Below are 16,750 nucleotides of genomic sequence, written 5' to 3'. Positions count from 1 at the left end.
CCCGCGCCGGCCAGCGCGCCACGGCCGGCTGCGGCAAGCCCGGCACCGGCGCCGACGCCGGCCGACTCGACCTTCGCCCCCAACCTTGACATTGAAGCGATGGTGGCCGTCCTGCGTGCGGCCGCGCAGCAAGGGGTGCCGTTTTGCGAAGAATGCGCGCGGGCCGCGGTCCAACAGCAAGTCGCCGAGGCAAGCACCGCATGAGCCCGGAGCAGCGCGAGCAGATCATGCGAACCCTGTGGCCGGATGGCGGCAGCGCGTCGAAAACCAGCGTTTGGGCCATCCTGGATTGCGCGCGCGACCCGAAGATCTATTTGGCGCTATTGGCCTCCCGGCTTGAGTTCCGTTGCCTGTACAGCGGCAAGCTGCCGCGCGAGCTGGAAATGGTGGCACCCCAATTGGTCGAGTTGCATCCCGGCAACCGCTTGACGGCGCAGTTGCTCGACGAAGCTTGGGGCAAGTCATGGGGGGTGTTTTTGCGCACCGCCGAACCCAGCAACTTGCGCCACCATTTGCGCAAGTTCTTGAAAGTGCAGGACGAGGACGGGCGCCGGCTGCTGTTCCGCTACTACGACCCGCGGGTATTGCGGGTGTATTTGCCCACCTGCACGGCGGACGAGCTCAAACAGTTTTTCGGTCCAATCGACATGTTCTTATCCGAGGCGGTCGGCGGAGCTTGGCTGGACCAATTCGGCCGCGCGCAAGGTTTGTTACAACAGCAACGCTTGGCGCTCAGCGGGCCCGCCATCCCAACTCATGGAGCTGACAGCGAGCAGATTTCCGCATCAAGTTGAGTGGCGAGCCAAGCGGCGATGTTCTCCTGCTCACTGGGGTCATCCACCCTCAGCAGCAGCTCAAGTGACCGTCCGCCCAACTGCGCAACCTCCAGCGCGATGCCGGGCGCACTGTAGCCGCGCACTGCGGCACTGGACCAAAATGCGGGCTCAAGGCCATATCGGGATGCGACAAGATCGTCGACCAGAGAGACTTGCCCGCGAACCCTTTTTCTCGCCAGCAGCCCGATGGGCGTTCGATCGGCACCATGAATTTCGAAGATTCGAAAAGCCGGTCGACTGAACAGCTCCGGCAAAGACCCCGCAAGTTGGCTCAGGTGACGGGCGGTCATCTCGGCGAAAGTAGCCTCGTTACAGCCTGGGAATGCGACCACTTTGAGCTCGGGCGCCACCAGCGAGAGTTGCAGGTGCGGATTGAACGTGGGGTCCTTGGTGTCGGAGCCAATGCGAAGGAACTCATCGACCCTCAATGCGTCATCGCGGCGGTAGTAGTCAAGGACCGTCTGGATGCGGAAATCGAGGCTCTGAATATCGATCCAAGCTGTGCTTCGCCCCATGACCGCGAGGAAGTCTCGGTAGACATCGGGCAAATCTTGGCCGATCAGGACTTCGAGTTCGGCGAGTTCTTGCTCGCTGGCCCCCTCGATCGACGAGCGAAAGTCCTTGTCAAAACCAGCGATGTAGTCAACGACCGCGTCAAATATCAACATGAAGATCCTTTGCTAGGCTCGCTAAACGAACGGTTTCATCGAGTTCGCCGATGCGCGTCTGCTGCTTATCGGCCAAGCCACAGAGAACAAAGCCAAGAATGGAACGGCAGCATTCGCAGGAAGGCACATAAACGCCACTCGGGTTCCCCGAACGAAAATCGCGCTGCGTACCCAGATCTTTGCCGATCCAAATTTCGGCGATGGCGATCGGTGTCCAGCCGAGGCTTTGCGCTTGCGCGAGCATTTTGGGCGCGGCGCAAGTGCCCGTGCGGCCATCTGCGACGCGCTCATTTTTTTCTTTCGAGTTAGCTGCTGTGCAGACGTCTTTCACGGGTTTGGCCGGGCCGCCATTGAAGTTTTGCAAAAGCCGCTCACCGGTGTATTGATGGTTGATGTCATAGCGCAAATCATCTCTTTGAACTTCAAGCGTTGCCAGTCTAGCGGCGGCGCTACGGTACAGCTCCGCCTGAGTCTCCGAGCGGCGCTCAATCTCAGCTTTTTTCTCCAAATACGGCGCAGCTTGCTGTTCTTTCTGGATCTTTGTCAACGCTGAATTTCGATAGATATCTTTGAGGCTGGCCTGATTCACATTCAAATCCGTGGCGTGTTTATCCTTCTCTTGCTGATACTCCTTGTGCGTACGCTCAACTTCCTCTTTCGCGACGCCAATTGCCGGAAGCACTTCGTCCTTCAACTTGGCTTCTTTCGTTGCAACGCCTTCAGGATCTGGAGGGGGAATCATCGAACTACAGCCGTCCGCCGTACTGATCCCTGAGCTGTCAATGAAGCCGGAAAAGGCCCGCAGCACCTGGGTCTGGCCATCGCTGTCCACGCACAGTAAAACGCCGATCATGTTGCCTTTTTCATTGTCAAGTCTCGACGTCGGCACCTCACCGAGCAGTTCCGCGCTTCGAATTTCGTCATAGAACCGTGCGACCTCGGCCTCGGCCTCCTTGGACCGCAGGATCGAGTGGGATTTTGTTTGCAGGCTGACCGCGCCGCATTTCTCACAGTTGCCGCCATGCGGCGGAACGCCGTGACCACCCGACAAAGGGCAGGGCGTTGTCGAGTTCAGAACCTGATCCTGGTAAGCCGCCTTGGTGCGCTCTGAAGATTTTTTGATCCGCTCGTCCAGCGGCAGGAGTTCGTCATCGATTGGAGTGATCACGGCAGCGCCCTTGCTGCGCGCCGCTGCACATCAATCCAATCAGCGTTGCGCAGGGTCTCAATCACGTGGTCGATGCGATCGTCGGGCGCGAGCCTCGGGTCTTGCAGGATGTGGCGAATCGGGGGGTACTGGTCGAAATCGGGCGCTGCCAGAAATAGCAGCTGGATGAACATGGACAAGGAATACTTCTTTTTGAACCCGTATCGCGCGGCGCGCTCAAGGCCGTCGGCGACGCGCAGACGCAACGCGTCCGGCGAGAGGTCGGCCACCTTGTCAGCGAGGTGCAGGCGTATTTCGAGCGTGACGCTGTCGATGAAGACTTGCTTGGCAGTCGCATCGAAGGCCTGCATCTGTACGGGGCGAATCGTCAGCATGGCCGTGCAAGCCCCGCCAAGGCTTGCGCCGGCTCCGCCACCGACTGCATCCTGATGACCGTGACCGCATTGCGGTTCCTGTGGCTCAGCACCGGCATCAGCCCCGCCGCCAGCATGGCCAGACCTGCTTCTTCACCCAGGTAGCGTTCCGCACAGGCTTGCAGTTCGCGCTCGCCGTTCTGCAGATAGGTGTAGGCCGGCAAGTCAGCGATTTCGCGCTCGTCACCGGCTTCGAACTCCCAGCCACGCGCATTGAAGGCGCGGCCCAGCAGCAGCGCCACGGCCAGCGCGCCATTGCCCCACAAGAACTCCTCATGCACAGGCGTGGCATCAAATTCTTCAAAAGCAAAACCATCGACCGGGTCGCTCTTCTTGCCATACGGCAGGCGCAGCAAGACGCGCGGCGCGGCCAGGCCTATCCAAGCTGCCGCCTCGCTGTGCCGCAGTGCTTGCCAATTGGCTTGCTCAGTCGGCGCCAAGGCGGTCAGGCCGGGGTCGCCGCCCGCCAACCAAGGCCCGCCCGCTTGCGCCGCCAGCAGCCCCAGCGCCGCCAGCAAACCGACATCCGCGTCCGAGGCGCCGAACTGATACAGGCCGACCAGCGCCGACCAACTCTGCCCGCCCGGCAGATTGCGCCAACGGTCTGCCAGCGCGTGATGCAAGCCGGTTTGCGCCAGTTGCCCCTTGGCGGCGACGATGTCGGCCAATAGCTCGTCGCGCGACACATCAAACAGATGCAACTCCAGCTGCTCGTCCAACTCAAGGTTGGCGATCAGCCATTGCACGCCGCGCCAGGCCGCTTCCAGGCCTTGCAAGCTGGGTGCGTGCAAGAGGCGGCGCATTTGCTCGGTGATGACCGCGTCAACGGCGGCCTGTTGGGTCTGCAGGCTGGCGGATAGATCCGGCACGATATGGGGGGCGACCAGCTTGTGGATCAAGCCGTCCAGACCGGCGGCAGCGGACGGCGCCGGGTCAGGCTTTGTTTCGCTAGTTTTGCCCAGCAGTTGGTCCAATAAACCCGCATTGCCTGCGGCAACCGGCTGGCTGCGCGCCCGCTGCAATTCCTGAAACAAAGGCAAGCGGGTGTAGAGCTGCTCGGGGTGAAAGTCGTCGATGCTTTGGAAGTCAATATCCGCAGAGGCCCACTTGAGCTGAACCCCAAGCCGGCGCATCACGTCATCGAGCGTGTCCAGATCGACCCGGTGACTGGGCCGCTCGGCCAGTGGCGATTTTTGACTCGTCGGCTTGGCGCTGAAATCACCCAGCAAGAGCAAACGCATGGGCCCGCGCCGCTGCTCAAGCGGCGCCTCAGGCCGCATGCCGGACGGGCCAAAGGCGAAACCAAACTCCATTCGCTGAGGCATTGTTGGGGCTCCGAAACTGCTGACCAAGTCGCATCCTAACGAGGAATTCCTGCAGTCAGGTGACGTGCTCACTTTGCGTCAAAAATTGTCACTTGTGCAATAGCAAAAGTACCGAGTGCTTTGGCCCGTGGGCGGCAAAATTTCTGATCCGGGGCCGTTATAGTCGGCGAGCTCGGCAACAGGGTTTGCACGCAAACTACGCCGCTTCTTGCGCCGAAATCAGGTCAGCAAGGTTTTCAGATTGAGGGTTTATGGCAGCAACGACGGCATTTCAGATGGGCATGGTCAGCGCAGCCGGCGACACCCTGGCTTTGCGTTCAATGTCGGCATTCGAAGAGGTGTCGCGCCCGTTTGAGTTTCAGATCATTGCCGTGTCCACCGACGCGGGCCTGGCTGCCGACGACTTGCTGGGCACAAATGCGGCCGTCTGGGTCGCCACCGGCGACGCCGGCCCGCGCTGGTTCAATGGTGTCGTCACTGCCTTCGGTTTCGAAGGCATGGACGGGCGCTTTTTTCAGTACCGGCTCTGTCTGCGCCCCTCGCTGTGGTTGTTGACCCGTTCCGCCAATCTGCGGGTGTTTCAGGAGATGACCGCGCCGGCCATCATCACGCAGGTGTTCTCCGCTTACACGGGCACCGTGACGCAAGAGTTGAGCGCCACTTACAAGCCCCGGCTTTATTGCGTGCAGTACCGCGAGACCGATTTCAATTTCGTCAGCCGCTTGATGGAAGAGGAAGGGATTTTCTATTTCTTCCGCCATACCGAGGGTCAGCATGAGTTGGTGCTGGCCGATGCGGCCAGCGCGCATGTGACCAGCCCGGGTTTCGAAACCGTGCCCTTCTTTGCCGCCGGCAATGCCATGATCAGTCAAGCCGCCATCAACGAATGGCAGATGCGGCATGAGGTGCAAACCGGCAAAGTGGTGCTGAAGGACTACAACTACCTGACCCCCGACACCGACCTTGCCAGCGCCCCGGCCGAAGGCAGCCGCGGCCACGCCGAGGCCGGCCTGGCAGTGTACGACTATCCTGGGCGTTATGAGGCCAAGGCCGACGGCGACGCGCGGGCTCTGATCAGGCTGGAGGAAGCGCAGGCACGCTTTGGCCGCTTTACCGGCCAGGGCAACACCCAAGGCCTGGCGGCCGGCGCGCGCTTCACCTTGGCCGGCCACCCGCGCGCCGACCAGAATGCCGAGTACATCGTCTTGGCCACCCGTATCGAGATGAGCTTGTCGGCCTATGAGTCTGGCGCGGCTGAATCCACGTTTGGCTGCAGCTTCACGCTGCAGCGCTATGACGAGCCGCTGCGCCCGGCCCGCAATACCCGCAAACCCACGGTGGCCGGGCCGCAGACGGCGGTCGTCGTCGGTGACGCCGACCCGGGGGACATCGTCACCGATGAGCATGGCCGGGTGAAGATTCAATTCCACTGGGACCGCATTGGCACCAAGACGGCAGCCAGCAGTTGCTGGGTGCGGGTCGCCAGCCCCTCGGCGGGCAATGGTTTCGGCATGATCTCGCTGCCGCGGCTCGGGCAAGAGGTGGTGGTCGACTTTTTGGAAGGCGATCCTGACCAGCCCCTGATCACCGGCCGGGTTTATAACGCGGCGCAAAAACCGCCCTATGAGTTGCCGGTCAACGCGACCGTCAGCACGCTCAAGAGCCGCAGCAAGCTGGGCGGCGCGGCCGACTTCAATGAGCTTCGCTTTGAGGACAAAAGGGGCAGTGAATATCTGCTTTTCCATGCGCAAAAAGATCGCTTCGAGTTTGTCGAAGAAACGCTCAAGAGCGAGATCGGCAAGGATGAGCACCGCACTGTCAAGGCCGACCGCAAGGAAAAAGTCGAGGGCGAGTACCACCTCAGCGTGGTCAAGGATTTGAAGCAAAAGGTCGACGGCAAGTTCAGCCTTGATGTCGGCAAAGACATGCTCTTGAAGGGCGGCGGCATCTTCAGCCTGAAGACCGCCCAGGACATCACCGCGCAATCGGGCGCCGCTGTGTCGATCAAGTCGACGGCCGATCTGCATCTGAAGATCGGTGCCAATATCGGTGCCGATGCCGGGCAGAACGTGCATATCAAGGCCGGCATGAATGTGGTGATTGAAGCCGGGGTACAGATCAGCATCAAGGCGGGTGCCTCGTCCATCGTGTTGGGGCCTGACGGCGTGTCCATCACCGGCTCCATGGTCAAGATCAACTCGGGCGGCTCACCCGGTTCGGGTGCGGGTGCTAGTCCCGTGGCGCCGACCGACCCGGATGCGCCGGATGCACCCGAGGTGCCCGAAGACCCCTTGACGCATCGGTAGGCCGGCCATGCAGCCACAGGATACTGACGCCCAGGAGCGCGCCGCGTGGCTTGCCTTCGTGCAGCGCTTGTCGCTTCAGTTGGCGGGGCTTTGGCCGTCGATGGAAGCCTTGCTGGGCGAGCGTTATGCGGCGTTTGTCGAGTTGGCGGTGGAGCAGGCCGGCAAACTGGGTTTGCGGCGTGCCGCCAGTGTGGCGCGTTATGCCAATCTCTGTTTTGTCTGGGGGCCGGGCTTTCAGGACAAGGCCGGCTTCGAGTGGGCGGCCGGCGCGCTGGTAAAAGCAGGTGAATCTGGTCAGGGCGGCGAGGCGGAATGGCTGGGCACGCATCAATTGCTGCAGCGCTCGCTGCTGGAGCTGTCGCGCATGCCCGGCGCCAAGGTCGAGCCGCAGGCACTGCTGGCGGCCGACACTGCTCTGTTAAGAGCGTTTGACGGATTGGGTCGGCAGGGTGCCATGCTGGCGCGGTCTGCCGAGCCGGTGGTGTTGCCGCGCGTCGCCTGCGATCTGGACGCCCTTGATCTGCGCCTGCTGGAGTCCGCTGACGACGCGCGAGCAGGCCAGCAGGAATACCGCCTCGATGGCCAGCACTGGCAGCGCGTCAAAGTTGTGGCCCCGGCCGCCTTGCGGGTCGACGCCGGCCATCCGCTGCCGGCGCTGATCGCGGTCTTGTCGCCGCAACTCGGCGGGGGGCGGGCCGCCCAGCTGCAACTGCGTGCGCGCAGCCATGCGGTTTGCAATGGCGATGTTCACCCGGCCCTGGCCTTCAGCGGGCCGCTGTGCCGTTGGGACTGGGCCGGCCACGAGACGCGCGCCGTCAGTTGGCCGGTGGCAGCCCGCGAGCAGGCGATATCCGGGCCCGGACCGGGCTGCGTGATTGCCGAGGAGAGCTCGCCCGAACTGTATAAATTGGCACTCGAGGTCTGCGGCTTGCGTGACGAGGGCGAGCCCTTGGGCGCCATGCAGACCCTGGTCTATGCGTGGCCGGCGGCCCAATGGTGGCTGGAAATTCAGCGGGAGCGGCCACTGCCGGGTCAAACGCAGGCCTTGTTGCCCGGCGCCAAAGCTTGGGCGCGGGGCCTGAACCGCTGCCGTGTCGAGTGCGACGGGCAGGCCCAAGACAGCGCGGCTTTGCGGCAACAATTCGAGCAGGGCCTTGACGGCGCGGCGGCCGACGGGCTGCAAAAAATGGCCGCGGCCTGGGCCCAAACGGCCGGCCTCAGCGCTGCTAGCTTCGACGCCAGCCTGGGACTCTTGGTCGGCAAAATGGCCTGCACCTGGGGTTGGCGTTATGGCGCCGGCGGCTTGGACGGTCGGGCCTTGATGCGCATGTGGGCGCTGCTTGAAATGGACGCTTGCGTGGCCGAGTTAGCCCTCGGTGGTGAGCTCGCCCTGGCCGAGACCCACACCCGCATCAGCCTGCGTTGCACCGGTCAAGCCGCGCTGCAACAGCAGCTTCGACATGAAGCGGCCGGGCCGGGTCTGAGTGAGGCGGTGATGGGCGGCGTGGTGAGTTGGCGTTTCCCTTTCGAGTTGGCGTTTCCCTTTCGAGTTGAGCCTGGAGCCGCTGGCCAATGACGCCGCTTGTTTGCTGCAGCAGGCCGGGCCGCTCAGCGGGGCCTTGGTCGGCGAGGCCGGTCTGCGCCCCAATTCCAAGGGCGGCAGTGGCTGGGAGTGGTTTGTGGGCTTGCGCACCGAGGCGGTGCTGGCCCCTTTGCAATGGAGCGATCCCTTGCTCGGTCAGGCGCGCCAGTTGCTGCCCTTGCTGCCGGCCCTGCAGCTGATTGACTGGAGCATGGGCTGATGGAGCGCTTGCTGGTTTTCAGGCTGGAGGCGGTCGGCTGCAGCGCCGAGGCGGTGCTCAACGGTATCCCATTGTTGCGCGTGGGTGGTGAGCAAATGCTGGCCAGCTTGCCGGTGCATGAGTTCACGCTGGCCGGCGGCAACGAGATCGAGTTGATCATCAACCCGCCGGTGCTGGGTGCTCAGGCCGCCGGCGCCGCCGAGGCCGAGGCGGCGGGCGGCGAGCCGCATTTGTCCGATGGCAAAGTGGGTGCGAGCCTGCGTCTCTTGCTGCCGCGGGTGGGCGCTGTCGCGCACCCGGCGCAGGCCCGCACGCTGGCGAGCTTGGATTGGGCACCGGCGGCCAACGAGCTCTACCGTTCACCGCTGCGCTTGCAGCAGTGGGTGGATCTGCCGATTGCGTTTCCCCGCTGGCGCTGGCTGGATGCGCCGGTGCTCACGCTCAGTGATGCCTTGAAGGACGAACTCGCCGCCTATTTGCTGAAGATTGCGCTCGGCTTGACCAAGGGTGATGCCGAGCCGCTGATTCAGGCCTCGCGCCTGCGGCTGGAGGAATTGGCGCAGGCCTACCAGCGCAGCCTGCCCGCCGATGTGAGCCGCTTGCGCGGTCATATCCAGCAGCTGCATGCCGCTCAAGCGCTCAAGCCGAGTTTGCCGACGCCGGCCAAGCTGCTTTTGCGCGCGGTGGCCGGTGGTCGGCTGCTGGAATGTCTGGCCCCCGACGGGCTGCCCCTGCTGCGCAGCCCTTGCGCGGGCGGCGGGCAAATGATGTGGCCGCTCAGGGTTTCGGCCATAGGGGGAGAGTTTTATGTTCTGCGTTGACGGCGGGGTTGCAGCGGCTGCCACGCGTCGCCGCTATGCTGTGCGCTTGAAAAACAGGGGAGTTTTCGCATGATCTTGCTGACCGTGCTCAGCTTCAATGGCGCGCCGACGGCCGGGCTGTCGGCCAGTTTTGATGAACTGGGCGGCACCATAGGGCGGGCCGACAGCAATCAAATGGTGCTGCCCGACCCGGAGCGCAGTATTTCGCGGGTGCATGCGCGCATCGTTTTTCGCAACGGGGCCTATGTGGTGATTGACAGCGGCAGCAACCCGATTTCGGTCAATGGCCGAGCGCTGGGGACCGCGGCCGAACAGCCCCTCAATCCCGGCGATCAATTGCAAATTGGCGGCTATCTGCTGGCGGTGTCGGCGGCGGTAGCGGCAGCGGCCCGGGTCAGTGCCGACCCGTTTGCCGATTTGTTCGGTGACATCGGCGGCGGCTTTGCCGCGGCACCGGCAGCTACCAGCCCGCCGAGACCCGCAGCTGCGGCGACCAGTTCAAACGCCGGGCAGATCCCCGATGACTGGGACCCGTTCGCCAACCACGCGGGTGCCGCAGCGCCGCCTGCGCCCACGAGGGCAGGTTTAGGCGATCTGCAAATGGCCCCGGCGGCGGATTCACTGGATGACTTGTTTGGTCTGGGTCCCGGCGCTGCTGCCGCCGATCCCTTCGGTGCCTTGCCCGCCGCCGCGCTGGCGCCGAATATGGCCGCGCATGCGGACCCGCTGCAGTCATTGGCGCGGCCGGCCGCCGTCGGCCTGGGCTCGGTCGCCGACCACGGCTCGGAATTGAATGCAGCCAGCCCCAGGATTCGCGAGCAACCACCGGCACAAACACCTGTTCCGGCATCACCCGCAGCGCCGGCCGGCGCGGTGTTTTCTTGGCAAGATCCGGCCGGCCATGTGCCGCAGACGGTGCCAAGTTTTGTCAGTCGAGCGGAACCGGCGATGGCAGCGACCACTGCGCCGGCCCAGGTCACGGCGCCGGTGGCCGCAGCGGTTTCGCCCGTTGTCGCTCCTGCCGCGCCCGGCGACGGCGCATTGCTGAGCGCCTTGCTGGAGGGCTTGGGCTCGCCGGGTTTGCGCATCGAGGCGCTGACCCCCGACTTGATGCGCTTGATCGGCAGCCTGCTGCGCGAGGCGACGCGGGGCTCGGTTGAGCTGCTGGTGGCACGGGCCGCCTTGAAGCGCGAGATGCGCGCCGAGATGACGATGATTGTGGCGCGCGAGAACAACCCCTTGAAGTTCTCGCCCTCGGCCGAGGTGGCCTTGCAGTATTTGCTGTCGCCGCCGCTGCCCGGCTTTATGGCGGCGCAGCCGGCCATGCGCGACGCCTTTGATGATTTGCGCGCCCACCAGCTCGCCGTGATGGCCGGCATGCGTTCGGCCCTTGAGGGCGTGCTGCAGCGCTTCAATCCGCTGCGGCTTGAGGGCGAGCTGACCCAGCGCTCGGCGATCAGTGCCTTGCTGCCGGCCTTGCGCAAGGCGCGGCTGTGGGATCTGTTTCAAGACCTTTTTGCGCAATTGTCGAGCGAGGCGCAGGACGAATTCGAGGACTTGTTCGGCCAGGCCTTTTTGGACGCCTATGAGGATCAGCTGGACCGCTTGGCCGCCGAGCCCAGCAGCTCATGAGCGCCGCGTTGAAATACAAGGTCGCCTTGCTGACCGACCGTGGCGGGCGCAGCTATAACGAAGATGCCTGCGGCCACTGGGCGTCTGAAGCCCAGCTGTGCTGCGTGCTGGCGGACGGCGCCGGCGGCCATGGCGGTGGCGATATCGCGTCCAAGCTGGTGGTGCAGGAGCTGGTGGGTTTGTTCGCCGCGCAGCCCTCGCGCGACGGTGCCGAGTTGGGCCAATTGCTGCGCCAAACCAACGAGCGCCTGCGGGCGCAGCGCGAACCGGGCACCGAGCGGCAAGACATGCACAGCACCGCTGTGTGCCTGGTGCTTGACCTGGCCGGCGGCCAAGCGCATTGGGCGCATGTTGGCGACTCGCGCCTGTACTGGTTCAGTGGCGGGCGGCTGCTCACGCGCACCCGCGACCACAGCATGGTGCAGGCCCTGGTGGACGCCGGCTTTCTGACGCCGGAGCAAATGAGCACCCACCCCAAACGCAGCGAATTATGCTCCGCCATGGGCCTGCCCGACGACGCGCTTGAACTCAGCCACGGCAACAGTCAACAGCCGGTGCAAGCGCAGGATGTGTTTTTACTCTGCACCGATGGGCTGTGGGAGTACCTGGACGACGCCTTGCTGGAACGCAGCCTGGCCGCGGCCCCAACGCAGCAGGGCTGGATGGACAGTTTGGCCGCCGAGGTGCGGCAATTGGCCAAACACAAGCTCAGTCACGATAATTTCACCGCGCTGACCGTCTGGGTCAGCGCGGCCTGATCGTCAACGCAAGGGAGCCAGCTGATGCCTATTCACACCTGCACCGGCGCCCAAATGATGTGCATGATGGGCTTGGCGCCGTCGGTCTTCAATGCCACGCCCAAGAATGTGATCACCAGTTTCATGCCGGCCGGCAATATCCTGGATCACAAGCCGATGATGAATATCCCGCCCTTCGGCATGTGCAAGAGCCCGTCCAATCCGACCGTGGCGGCGGCCACCGCGGCGGCCCTCGGCGTGCTGACGCCGATGCCCTGCGTGCCGATGACGATGGCGCCTTGGGCACCCGGCTCGGCGACGCTGTTGGTGGCCGGTGCGCCGGCGCTCAACAACACCTCGACCCTGGCTTGCATGTGGGGCGGCGTGATCAAGATTGCCAACCCCGGCCAGACCACCGAGATGATTCCGTGAGTGGCCCCGTTTTCAATATCAAAGCAAACCGAGCGTTTTTATGACATGGCATAACAAGGTGATGTGGACCGAGGGCATGTTCCTTCAGCCACAGCATTTCCAACAGCAAGATCGCTATATCTCGCGCCAAGTGGATGGCCGCATGGCTGCGCTGCTGGCATGGGCCTGGGGCTTCTCGGCGCTGCAAGTCGACGATGCCGCACTGTTGCAAGGCCGCGTTGCGCTGAACAACGCGCGCGGCGTGCTGCCCGATGGCCTGGTGTTTGCGGTGCCCACCGACGACCCGGCGCCCTTGGCCTTTGAGGTGCCGGCAGATGCCCGCGACCAGGTGCTTGTGCTGGCGGTTCCGTTGGCGCGGCCGGGCGTGGCCGAGAGCGATGTGGAGGTCAGCGAGGCGGCGATGCCGCCGCGCTTTCGGGCCATCGATATCGAAGCGGCCGACAGCCATGCCGCCAGCCTGCGCGAGGCGCCGCTGCAAATTGGCCGCCTGAACCTGCGCCTGATGCTGGAGCGCGATGCGGCTGAAGGTTATGCCAAATTGGGCGTGGCCCGCATCATCGAGCGGCGCGCCGACGGCCGGGTCACGCTGGACGCAAACTATGTGCCGCCGCTGTTGCACGCGCCGGCGCACGCTGTGCTGGACAGTTATTTGCGCGAAGTGCACGGCATGTTGCATCAGCGCGGCGAGGCACTGGCCGCGCGGCTGGTGCAGCCGGGCCGGGCCGGCGTGGGCGAGATCGCCGACTTCCTGCTGCTGCAAACGGTCAACCGCCAGCAGCCGCTGTTCGCCCATCTGCAGCGCCTGCCGGTCTTGCACCCGGAGCGCCTGTACGAGCAATGCCTGGAGCTGGCCGGCGATTTGTCGACCTTCCGCGAGCAGCGCCGGCCAGTCAACTATCCCGAATACCGCCACGACGATCTGGCCGGCTGCTTCCGCGCGGTGATGGCCGATCTGCGCCAGTCGCTGTCGATGGTGCTGGAGCAGACCGCCATCCCGATCGAGCTGCAGGACCGCAAATTTGGCATCCGCGTCGCCATCATCCCGGACCTGGAGTTGCAGCGCACGGCCAGCTTTGTGCTGGCGGTCAACGCGCAGATGCCGGGCGAAGTCTTGCGCGCGCGCTTCCCCACGCAGGTCAAGATCGGCCCGGCCGAACGGATACGTGACTTGGTCAATTTGCAACTTCCCGGTGTCATGCTGCGGCCCATGCCGGTGGCGCCGCGGCAAATTCCGTACAACGCCGGCTTCACCTATTTCGAGCTGGAAACGCGTGGCAACGAGCTCTGGAAACAGCTCGAAAGCTCGGGCGGTCTGGCCATGCATATTGCCGGTGACTTCCCCGGTCTCGCCTTGGAGTTCTGGGCCATTCGAGGCTAAGGAAAAGTGATGAGTGAACCCGATCCCGATCCCTTCGCCGCTTTCGAGTCTGACCGCACCATCATCAAGCCCAGCGGCAACCGCGCGAAAGCGGAAACTGCGCCAGCGCCTGCGGCTCAACAGCGCCCGATGAGTTTTGACGGTGGCCTAACCGCATCGGCAGACTTGCCCGATCATGCCAGCCTGAACCCCTTGGTGCAGGCTGCGGCACCGCTGCTGGCGGCCGCGCCGCGCTTGCGTGCGATGGCCCGCCACCCGAACCCGCAGGCCTTGCGGGCCTCGCTCGCCGAGGCGATCCAGCGCTTCGAGGCGGCGGCGCGGGCACAGAATCTGCCGAATGAGCAAGTGGTGGCGGCCCGTTATGTCTTGTGCACCTTGTTGGACGAGGCAGCGGCCAGCACGCCCTGGGGCGGCGCCGGCGCCTGGGGTGCGCAGAGCTTGCTGGTGCAGTTTCATAACGAGAGCTGGGGCGGCGAAAAGGTCTTCCAGCTGCTGACCCGCTTGGCTGAAAGCCCGGCCCAGCACCGCAATCTGCTGGAGCTGGTCTATATGGCCTTGTCGCTCGGTTTCGAGGGCCGCTACAAGGTGCTGGACAACGGCCGCGCCCAGCTCGACAGCGTGCGCGAGCGGCTGGCCCAGATGCTGCGTCAATTGGCCGGGCCGGCCGAGAAGTCGCTGTCCAGCCAGTGGCAGGGCGTGCAAGCTGCGCCGCAGCGCCTGCGTGACGGCATCGCGCCCTGGGTGGTGGCCGTAGTGGCGGCGCTGCTCTTGCTGCTGGTCTTCATCGCCCTGCGCCTGAGCCTGAGCGCGCAGACCGACCAGGCCTTCAGCGCCCTGCATGGGCTGGACACCAAGGCGCTGGCCGCCGCAGCGCCGCCTCCAGCGCCGGCTGCTCCACCGCCGCCGCGCCTGGCCCAACTGCTGCAATCCGATATTGCTGCCGGGTCGGTGCAGGTCAAGGACCTGGCTGATCGCTCCGTCGTCACCGTGCTGGGCGACACCATGTTCGAGCCCGGCAGCGCCGATGTCGCCGGCCGGGCCACGCCGCTGTTCGGCCGCATCGCGGCGGCGCTCAACCAGGTGCCCGGCCGGGTGCTGATCAGCGGCCATTCCGACAACCAGGCGATCCGCTCGCTGCGCTTCCCATCGAACTGGCATTTGTCGATGGCGCGGGCGCAGAGCGCGCGCAGCCTGTTGGCGACGACGGTGGCGCCCGAGCGCCTGACGGCCGAGGGCCGCGCCGACACCGAGCCGGTGGCCGATAACGCCAGCGCCGAGGGCCGCGCCCGCAACCGCCGGGTCGAGATCGCGCTGACTGTGGCGGCGCCGGAATGAGCCACCCCCTCAACGATATGCACCCATTGACTGCCGTTGGCTCAAGGCAAGGAATCCATCCATGAAACGTTTTTTCCAATGGCTGTTGAGCCCGCAGGTGCTGGGCACGCTGGCCCTGCTGGCCTTGTCGGCCCTGATCTGGTGGCTGGGGCCGCTGATCGCGTTCGGCCAGACGGCGCCGCTGGCTTCTCCGTGGGCCCGGATGATCGTGCTGCTGCTGATCTGGTCGGCCTGGATCGGTCGTCTAGTCTGGGTCGCTTGGCAACGGCGCAAGACCAATAGCGCTTTGCTGGCGGGTTTAGGCGGCGGCCCCTCGGCCAGCGACAAGGAGGCCCAAGTTTTAGTCCAGCGCTTTGCCGATGCCGGCCGGCGCCTGAAGGCCACGGCCGGCCGCTCCTGGTGGGGCGGCGAGCAGTATTTGTACGAGCTGCCCTGGTATATGTTTGTCGGCGCGCCGGGTTCGGGCAAAACCACCGCCTTGATGAATGCCGGCCTGCAGTTCCTGCTCGGCGATCCCGGCAATGACGCCAAGGGCGGCCAGCAAGGCGCCGTGAAGGGCGTGGGCGGGACCCGCAACTGCGACTGGTGGTTCACCCAGGACGCCGTGTTGATCGACACCGCCGGCCGTTACGCCACCCAGGAAAGCGACCGTGACGTCGACGCCAGCGCCTGGGATAACTTTTTATCTCTGCTGAAGAAAACCCGGCCGCGCCAGCCCATCAACGGCGTGCTGTTGACCATCAATATCCAGGACCTGCTGCAGCAAGGGCCGACCGAACGCCAGCAGCATGCGGCCCAGCTGCGCGCGCGCCTGCAGGAGTTGCAGACCAAGCTCGGCGTGCGCGCGCCGGTCTATGTGCTGGTGACCAAGGCCGATTTGATTGGCGGCTTCAACGAGAGCTTCGAGGCCTTGTCCAAGGACGAGCGCGACCAGGTCTGGGGCTTTACCTTTGACCACGCAACGACCATCGCCGACGACCCGCTGCGCGACTTTGCGGCGCTTTACCAGCAGCTGCAAAAACGCCTGGTCGAACAACTGGTCGACCGCCTGGAGGGCGAGCGCGATGTGCTGCGGCGCAATGCGATGTTCGCCTTCCCGCAGGAATTTGCGGCGCTGCAGAGCGTGTTGGCCGACTTCTTGGCGCTGGTGGTGGCCGGCGGCGGCAAGCTGGAGGCCGCACCACTGCTGCGCGGCGTCTACTTCACCAGCGGCACGCAGGAAGGCTCGCCGATCGACCGCGTGATGGGCGCGCTGAGCCGCTCCTTCGGCATTGACGCGCGTGCAGCGGCGGCCGGCGCGCGGGGCAAGAGTTTCTTTTTGCAGCGCTTGCTGCGTGATGTGGTGTTCGCCGAGCGCGGCCTGGGCGCGGTGGCGTCCAGCGCGGTGCGGCGCCGGCGTGTGTTGCGCGGCGCGGCCTTTGCCGCGATTGGCATCTGCTCGGTGGCCCTGCTGGGCGGCTGGCTGGTCAGCCGCTCACGCAATCTGGACTATGCCGCGCAAGTGGTCGAGCGCCTGCCGGCCCTGAAGGCGACGCTGGACGCGCTGCCGCCTGCCAATACGGCCGACGTAACGCCGCTGCCCGACGTGCTGACGCAGGTGCGCGGCGTCGCCCGCAGTGACGCCTTCGATCTTGCCGATCCGCCGCTGCTGAATGGCCTGGGCCTGTATCAGGGCGACAAGCTCGACGCGGCGGCGCAATTGGCCTATGCGCGCCTGCTCGAAAAAGCGCTGATGCCGCGCATCGCCCACCGGCTGGAGGAGCGCCTGCGCGCCGCCTCCAAGGACAATCTGGAAAACGCCTACGAGGCGCTGAAGACCTACCTGATGCTGCATCTGCCGGAGCAGTTCGACGCGGCCACGCTGCGCGCCTGGGTCGGCGTCGACTGGGATCAGAAC

15 protein-coding genes and 1 pseudogene are annotated in these 16,750 nt (G+C 64.8%); 12 read left to right on the top strand and 4 right to left on the bottom strand.

What is annotated here, in order from left to right; translation table 11 throughout:
• Together RMO57_RS17940 and RMO57_RS17935 are read left to right on the top strand one after the other, a co-directional pair.
• Positions 1-204 (top strand): annotated as a pseudogene (locus RMO57_RS17940) (hypothetical protein); the annotation flags it as partial.
• Complete coding sequence (locus RMO57_RS17935) at positions 201-794, top strand: DUF4123 domain-containing protein (RefSeq protein ID WP_310388963.1); 594 nt, start codon at positions 201-203, stop codon at positions 792-794. The pseudogene RMO57_RS17940 and the gene RMO57_RS17935, both read left to right, overlap by 4 nt.
• Here the strand turns inward: RMO57_RS17935 and RMO57_RS17930 are convergent.
• The 4 genes from RMO57_RS17930 to RMO57_RS17915 are packed head-to-tail and all read right to left on the bottom strand — an operon-like array spanning position 755 to position 4,410.
• On the bottom strand, positions 755-1,504 hold the full coding sequence (locus tag RMO57_RS17930; protein ID WP_310388960.1) for a hypothetical protein: 750 nt from the start codon (positions 1,502-1,504) through the stop codon (positions 755-757). The two genes, RMO57_RS17935 and RMO57_RS17930, sit on opposite strands and share 40 nt — an antisense overlap.
• Positions 1,491-2,672 carry a hypothetical protein gene (locus RMO57_RS17925; RefSeq protein WP_310388958.1) on the bottom strand — a complete coding sequence of 394 codons (1,182 nt, stop codon included), beginning with the start codon at positions 2,670-2,672 and terminating at the stop codon, positions 1,491-1,493. Before RMO57_RS17925 ends, RMO57_RS17930 begins: the two co-directional genes overlap by 14 nt.
• Positions 2,669-3,046, bottom strand: coding sequence for a hypothetical protein (locus tag RMO57_RS17920; RefSeq protein ID WP_310388956.1), 378 nt, complete (start codon positions 3,044-3,046; stop codon positions 2,669-2,671). The genes RMO57_RS17925 and RMO57_RS17920 overlap by 4 nt, the downstream gene beginning before the upstream one ends.
• A complete protein-coding gene (locus RMO57_RS17915) occupies positions 3,040-4,410 on the bottom strand; it encodes a type VI secretion system contractile sheath domain-containing protein (RefSeq protein ID WP_310388954.1) in 1,371 nt (456 codons plus the stop codon). Before RMO57_RS17915 ends, RMO57_RS17920 begins: the two co-directional genes overlap by 7 nt.
• Before the next feature lie 251 nt (positions 4,411-4,661).
• On the opposite strand from RMO57_RS17915, the gene RMO57_RS17910 reads away from it, so the two are divergent.
• From RMO57_RS17910 to tssM, 10 genes are all read left to right on the top strand, one after another.
• On the top strand, positions 4,662-6,716 hold the full coding sequence (locus RMO57_RS17910; RefSeq protein WP_310388952.1) for a type VI secretion system Vgr family protein: 2,055 nt from the start codon (positions 4,662-4,664) through the stop codon (positions 6,714-6,716).
• A 7-nt stretch (positions 6,717-6,723) separates the two neighbouring features.
• Positions 6,724-8,292, top strand: coding sequence for a hypothetical protein (locus tag RMO57_RS17905; protein ID WP_310388951.1), 1,569 nt, complete (start codon positions 6,724-6,726; stop codon positions 8,290-8,292).
• Positions 8,267-8,518, top strand: coding sequence for a hypothetical protein (locus RMO57_RS17900; protein ID WP_310388949.1), 252 nt, complete (start codon positions 8,267-8,269; stop codon positions 8,516-8,518). The genes RMO57_RS17905 and RMO57_RS17900 overlap by 26 nt, the downstream gene beginning before the upstream one ends.
• A complete protein-coding gene (locus tag RMO57_RS17895) occupies positions 8,518-9,339 on the top strand; it encodes a hypothetical protein (protein WP_310388948.1) in 822 nt (273 codons plus the stop codon). The genes RMO57_RS17900 and RMO57_RS17895 overlap by 1 nt, the downstream gene beginning before the upstream one ends.
• A 69-nt stretch (positions 9,340-9,408) precedes the next feature.
• Positions 9,409-10,971, top strand: coding sequence for a type VI secretion system-associated FHA domain protein TagH (tagH, locus tag RMO57_RS17890; RefSeq protein ID WP_310388946.1), 1,563 nt, complete (start codon positions 9,409-9,411; stop codon positions 10,969-10,971).
• Entirely contained in the window at positions 10,968-11,729 is a 762-nt protein-coding gene (locus RMO57_RS17885; protein WP_310388943.1) for a serine/threonine-protein phosphatase, read from the top strand. Before tagH ends, RMO57_RS17885 begins: the two co-directional genes overlap by 4 nt.
• 24 nt (positions 11,730-11,753) lie before the next feature.
• On the top strand, positions 11,754-12,140 hold the full coding sequence (locus RMO57_RS17880; RefSeq protein WP_310388941.1) for a DUF4280 domain-containing protein: 387 nt from the start codon (positions 11,754-11,756) through the stop codon (positions 12,138-12,140).
• A 40-nt stretch (positions 12,141-12,180) separates the two neighbouring features.
• Complete coding sequence (tssK, locus tag RMO57_RS17875; RefSeq protein ID WP_310388940.1) at positions 12,181-13,518, top strand: type VI secretion system baseplate subunit TssK; 1,338 nt, start codon at positions 12,181-12,183, stop codon at positions 13,516-13,518.
• A gap of 9 nt (positions 13,519-13,527) precedes the next feature.
• Positions 13,528-14,853 (top strand): DotU family type VI secretion system protein, encoded by a 1,326-nt coding sequence (locus RMO57_RS17870; RefSeq protein ID WP_310388938.1) that lies wholly within the window; start codon positions 13,528-13,530, stop codon positions 14,851-14,853.
• A 61-nt stretch (positions 14,854-14,914) separates the two neighbouring features.
• A partial coding sequence (gene tssM, locus RMO57_RS17865) for a type VI secretion system membrane subunit TssM (protein WP_310388937.1) occupies positions 14,915-16,750 on the top strand: 1,836 nt, incomplete at its 3' end.

This window comes from Roseateles sp., assembly GCF_031397715.1.
Taxonomy (GTDB): Bacteria; Pseudomonadota; Gammaproteobacteria; order Burkholderiales; family Burkholderiaceae_C; genus Paucibacter_A.
Note: the sequence above shows the minus strand (reverse complement) of the source record. Positions and strands in the feature narration are given on the sequence as shown.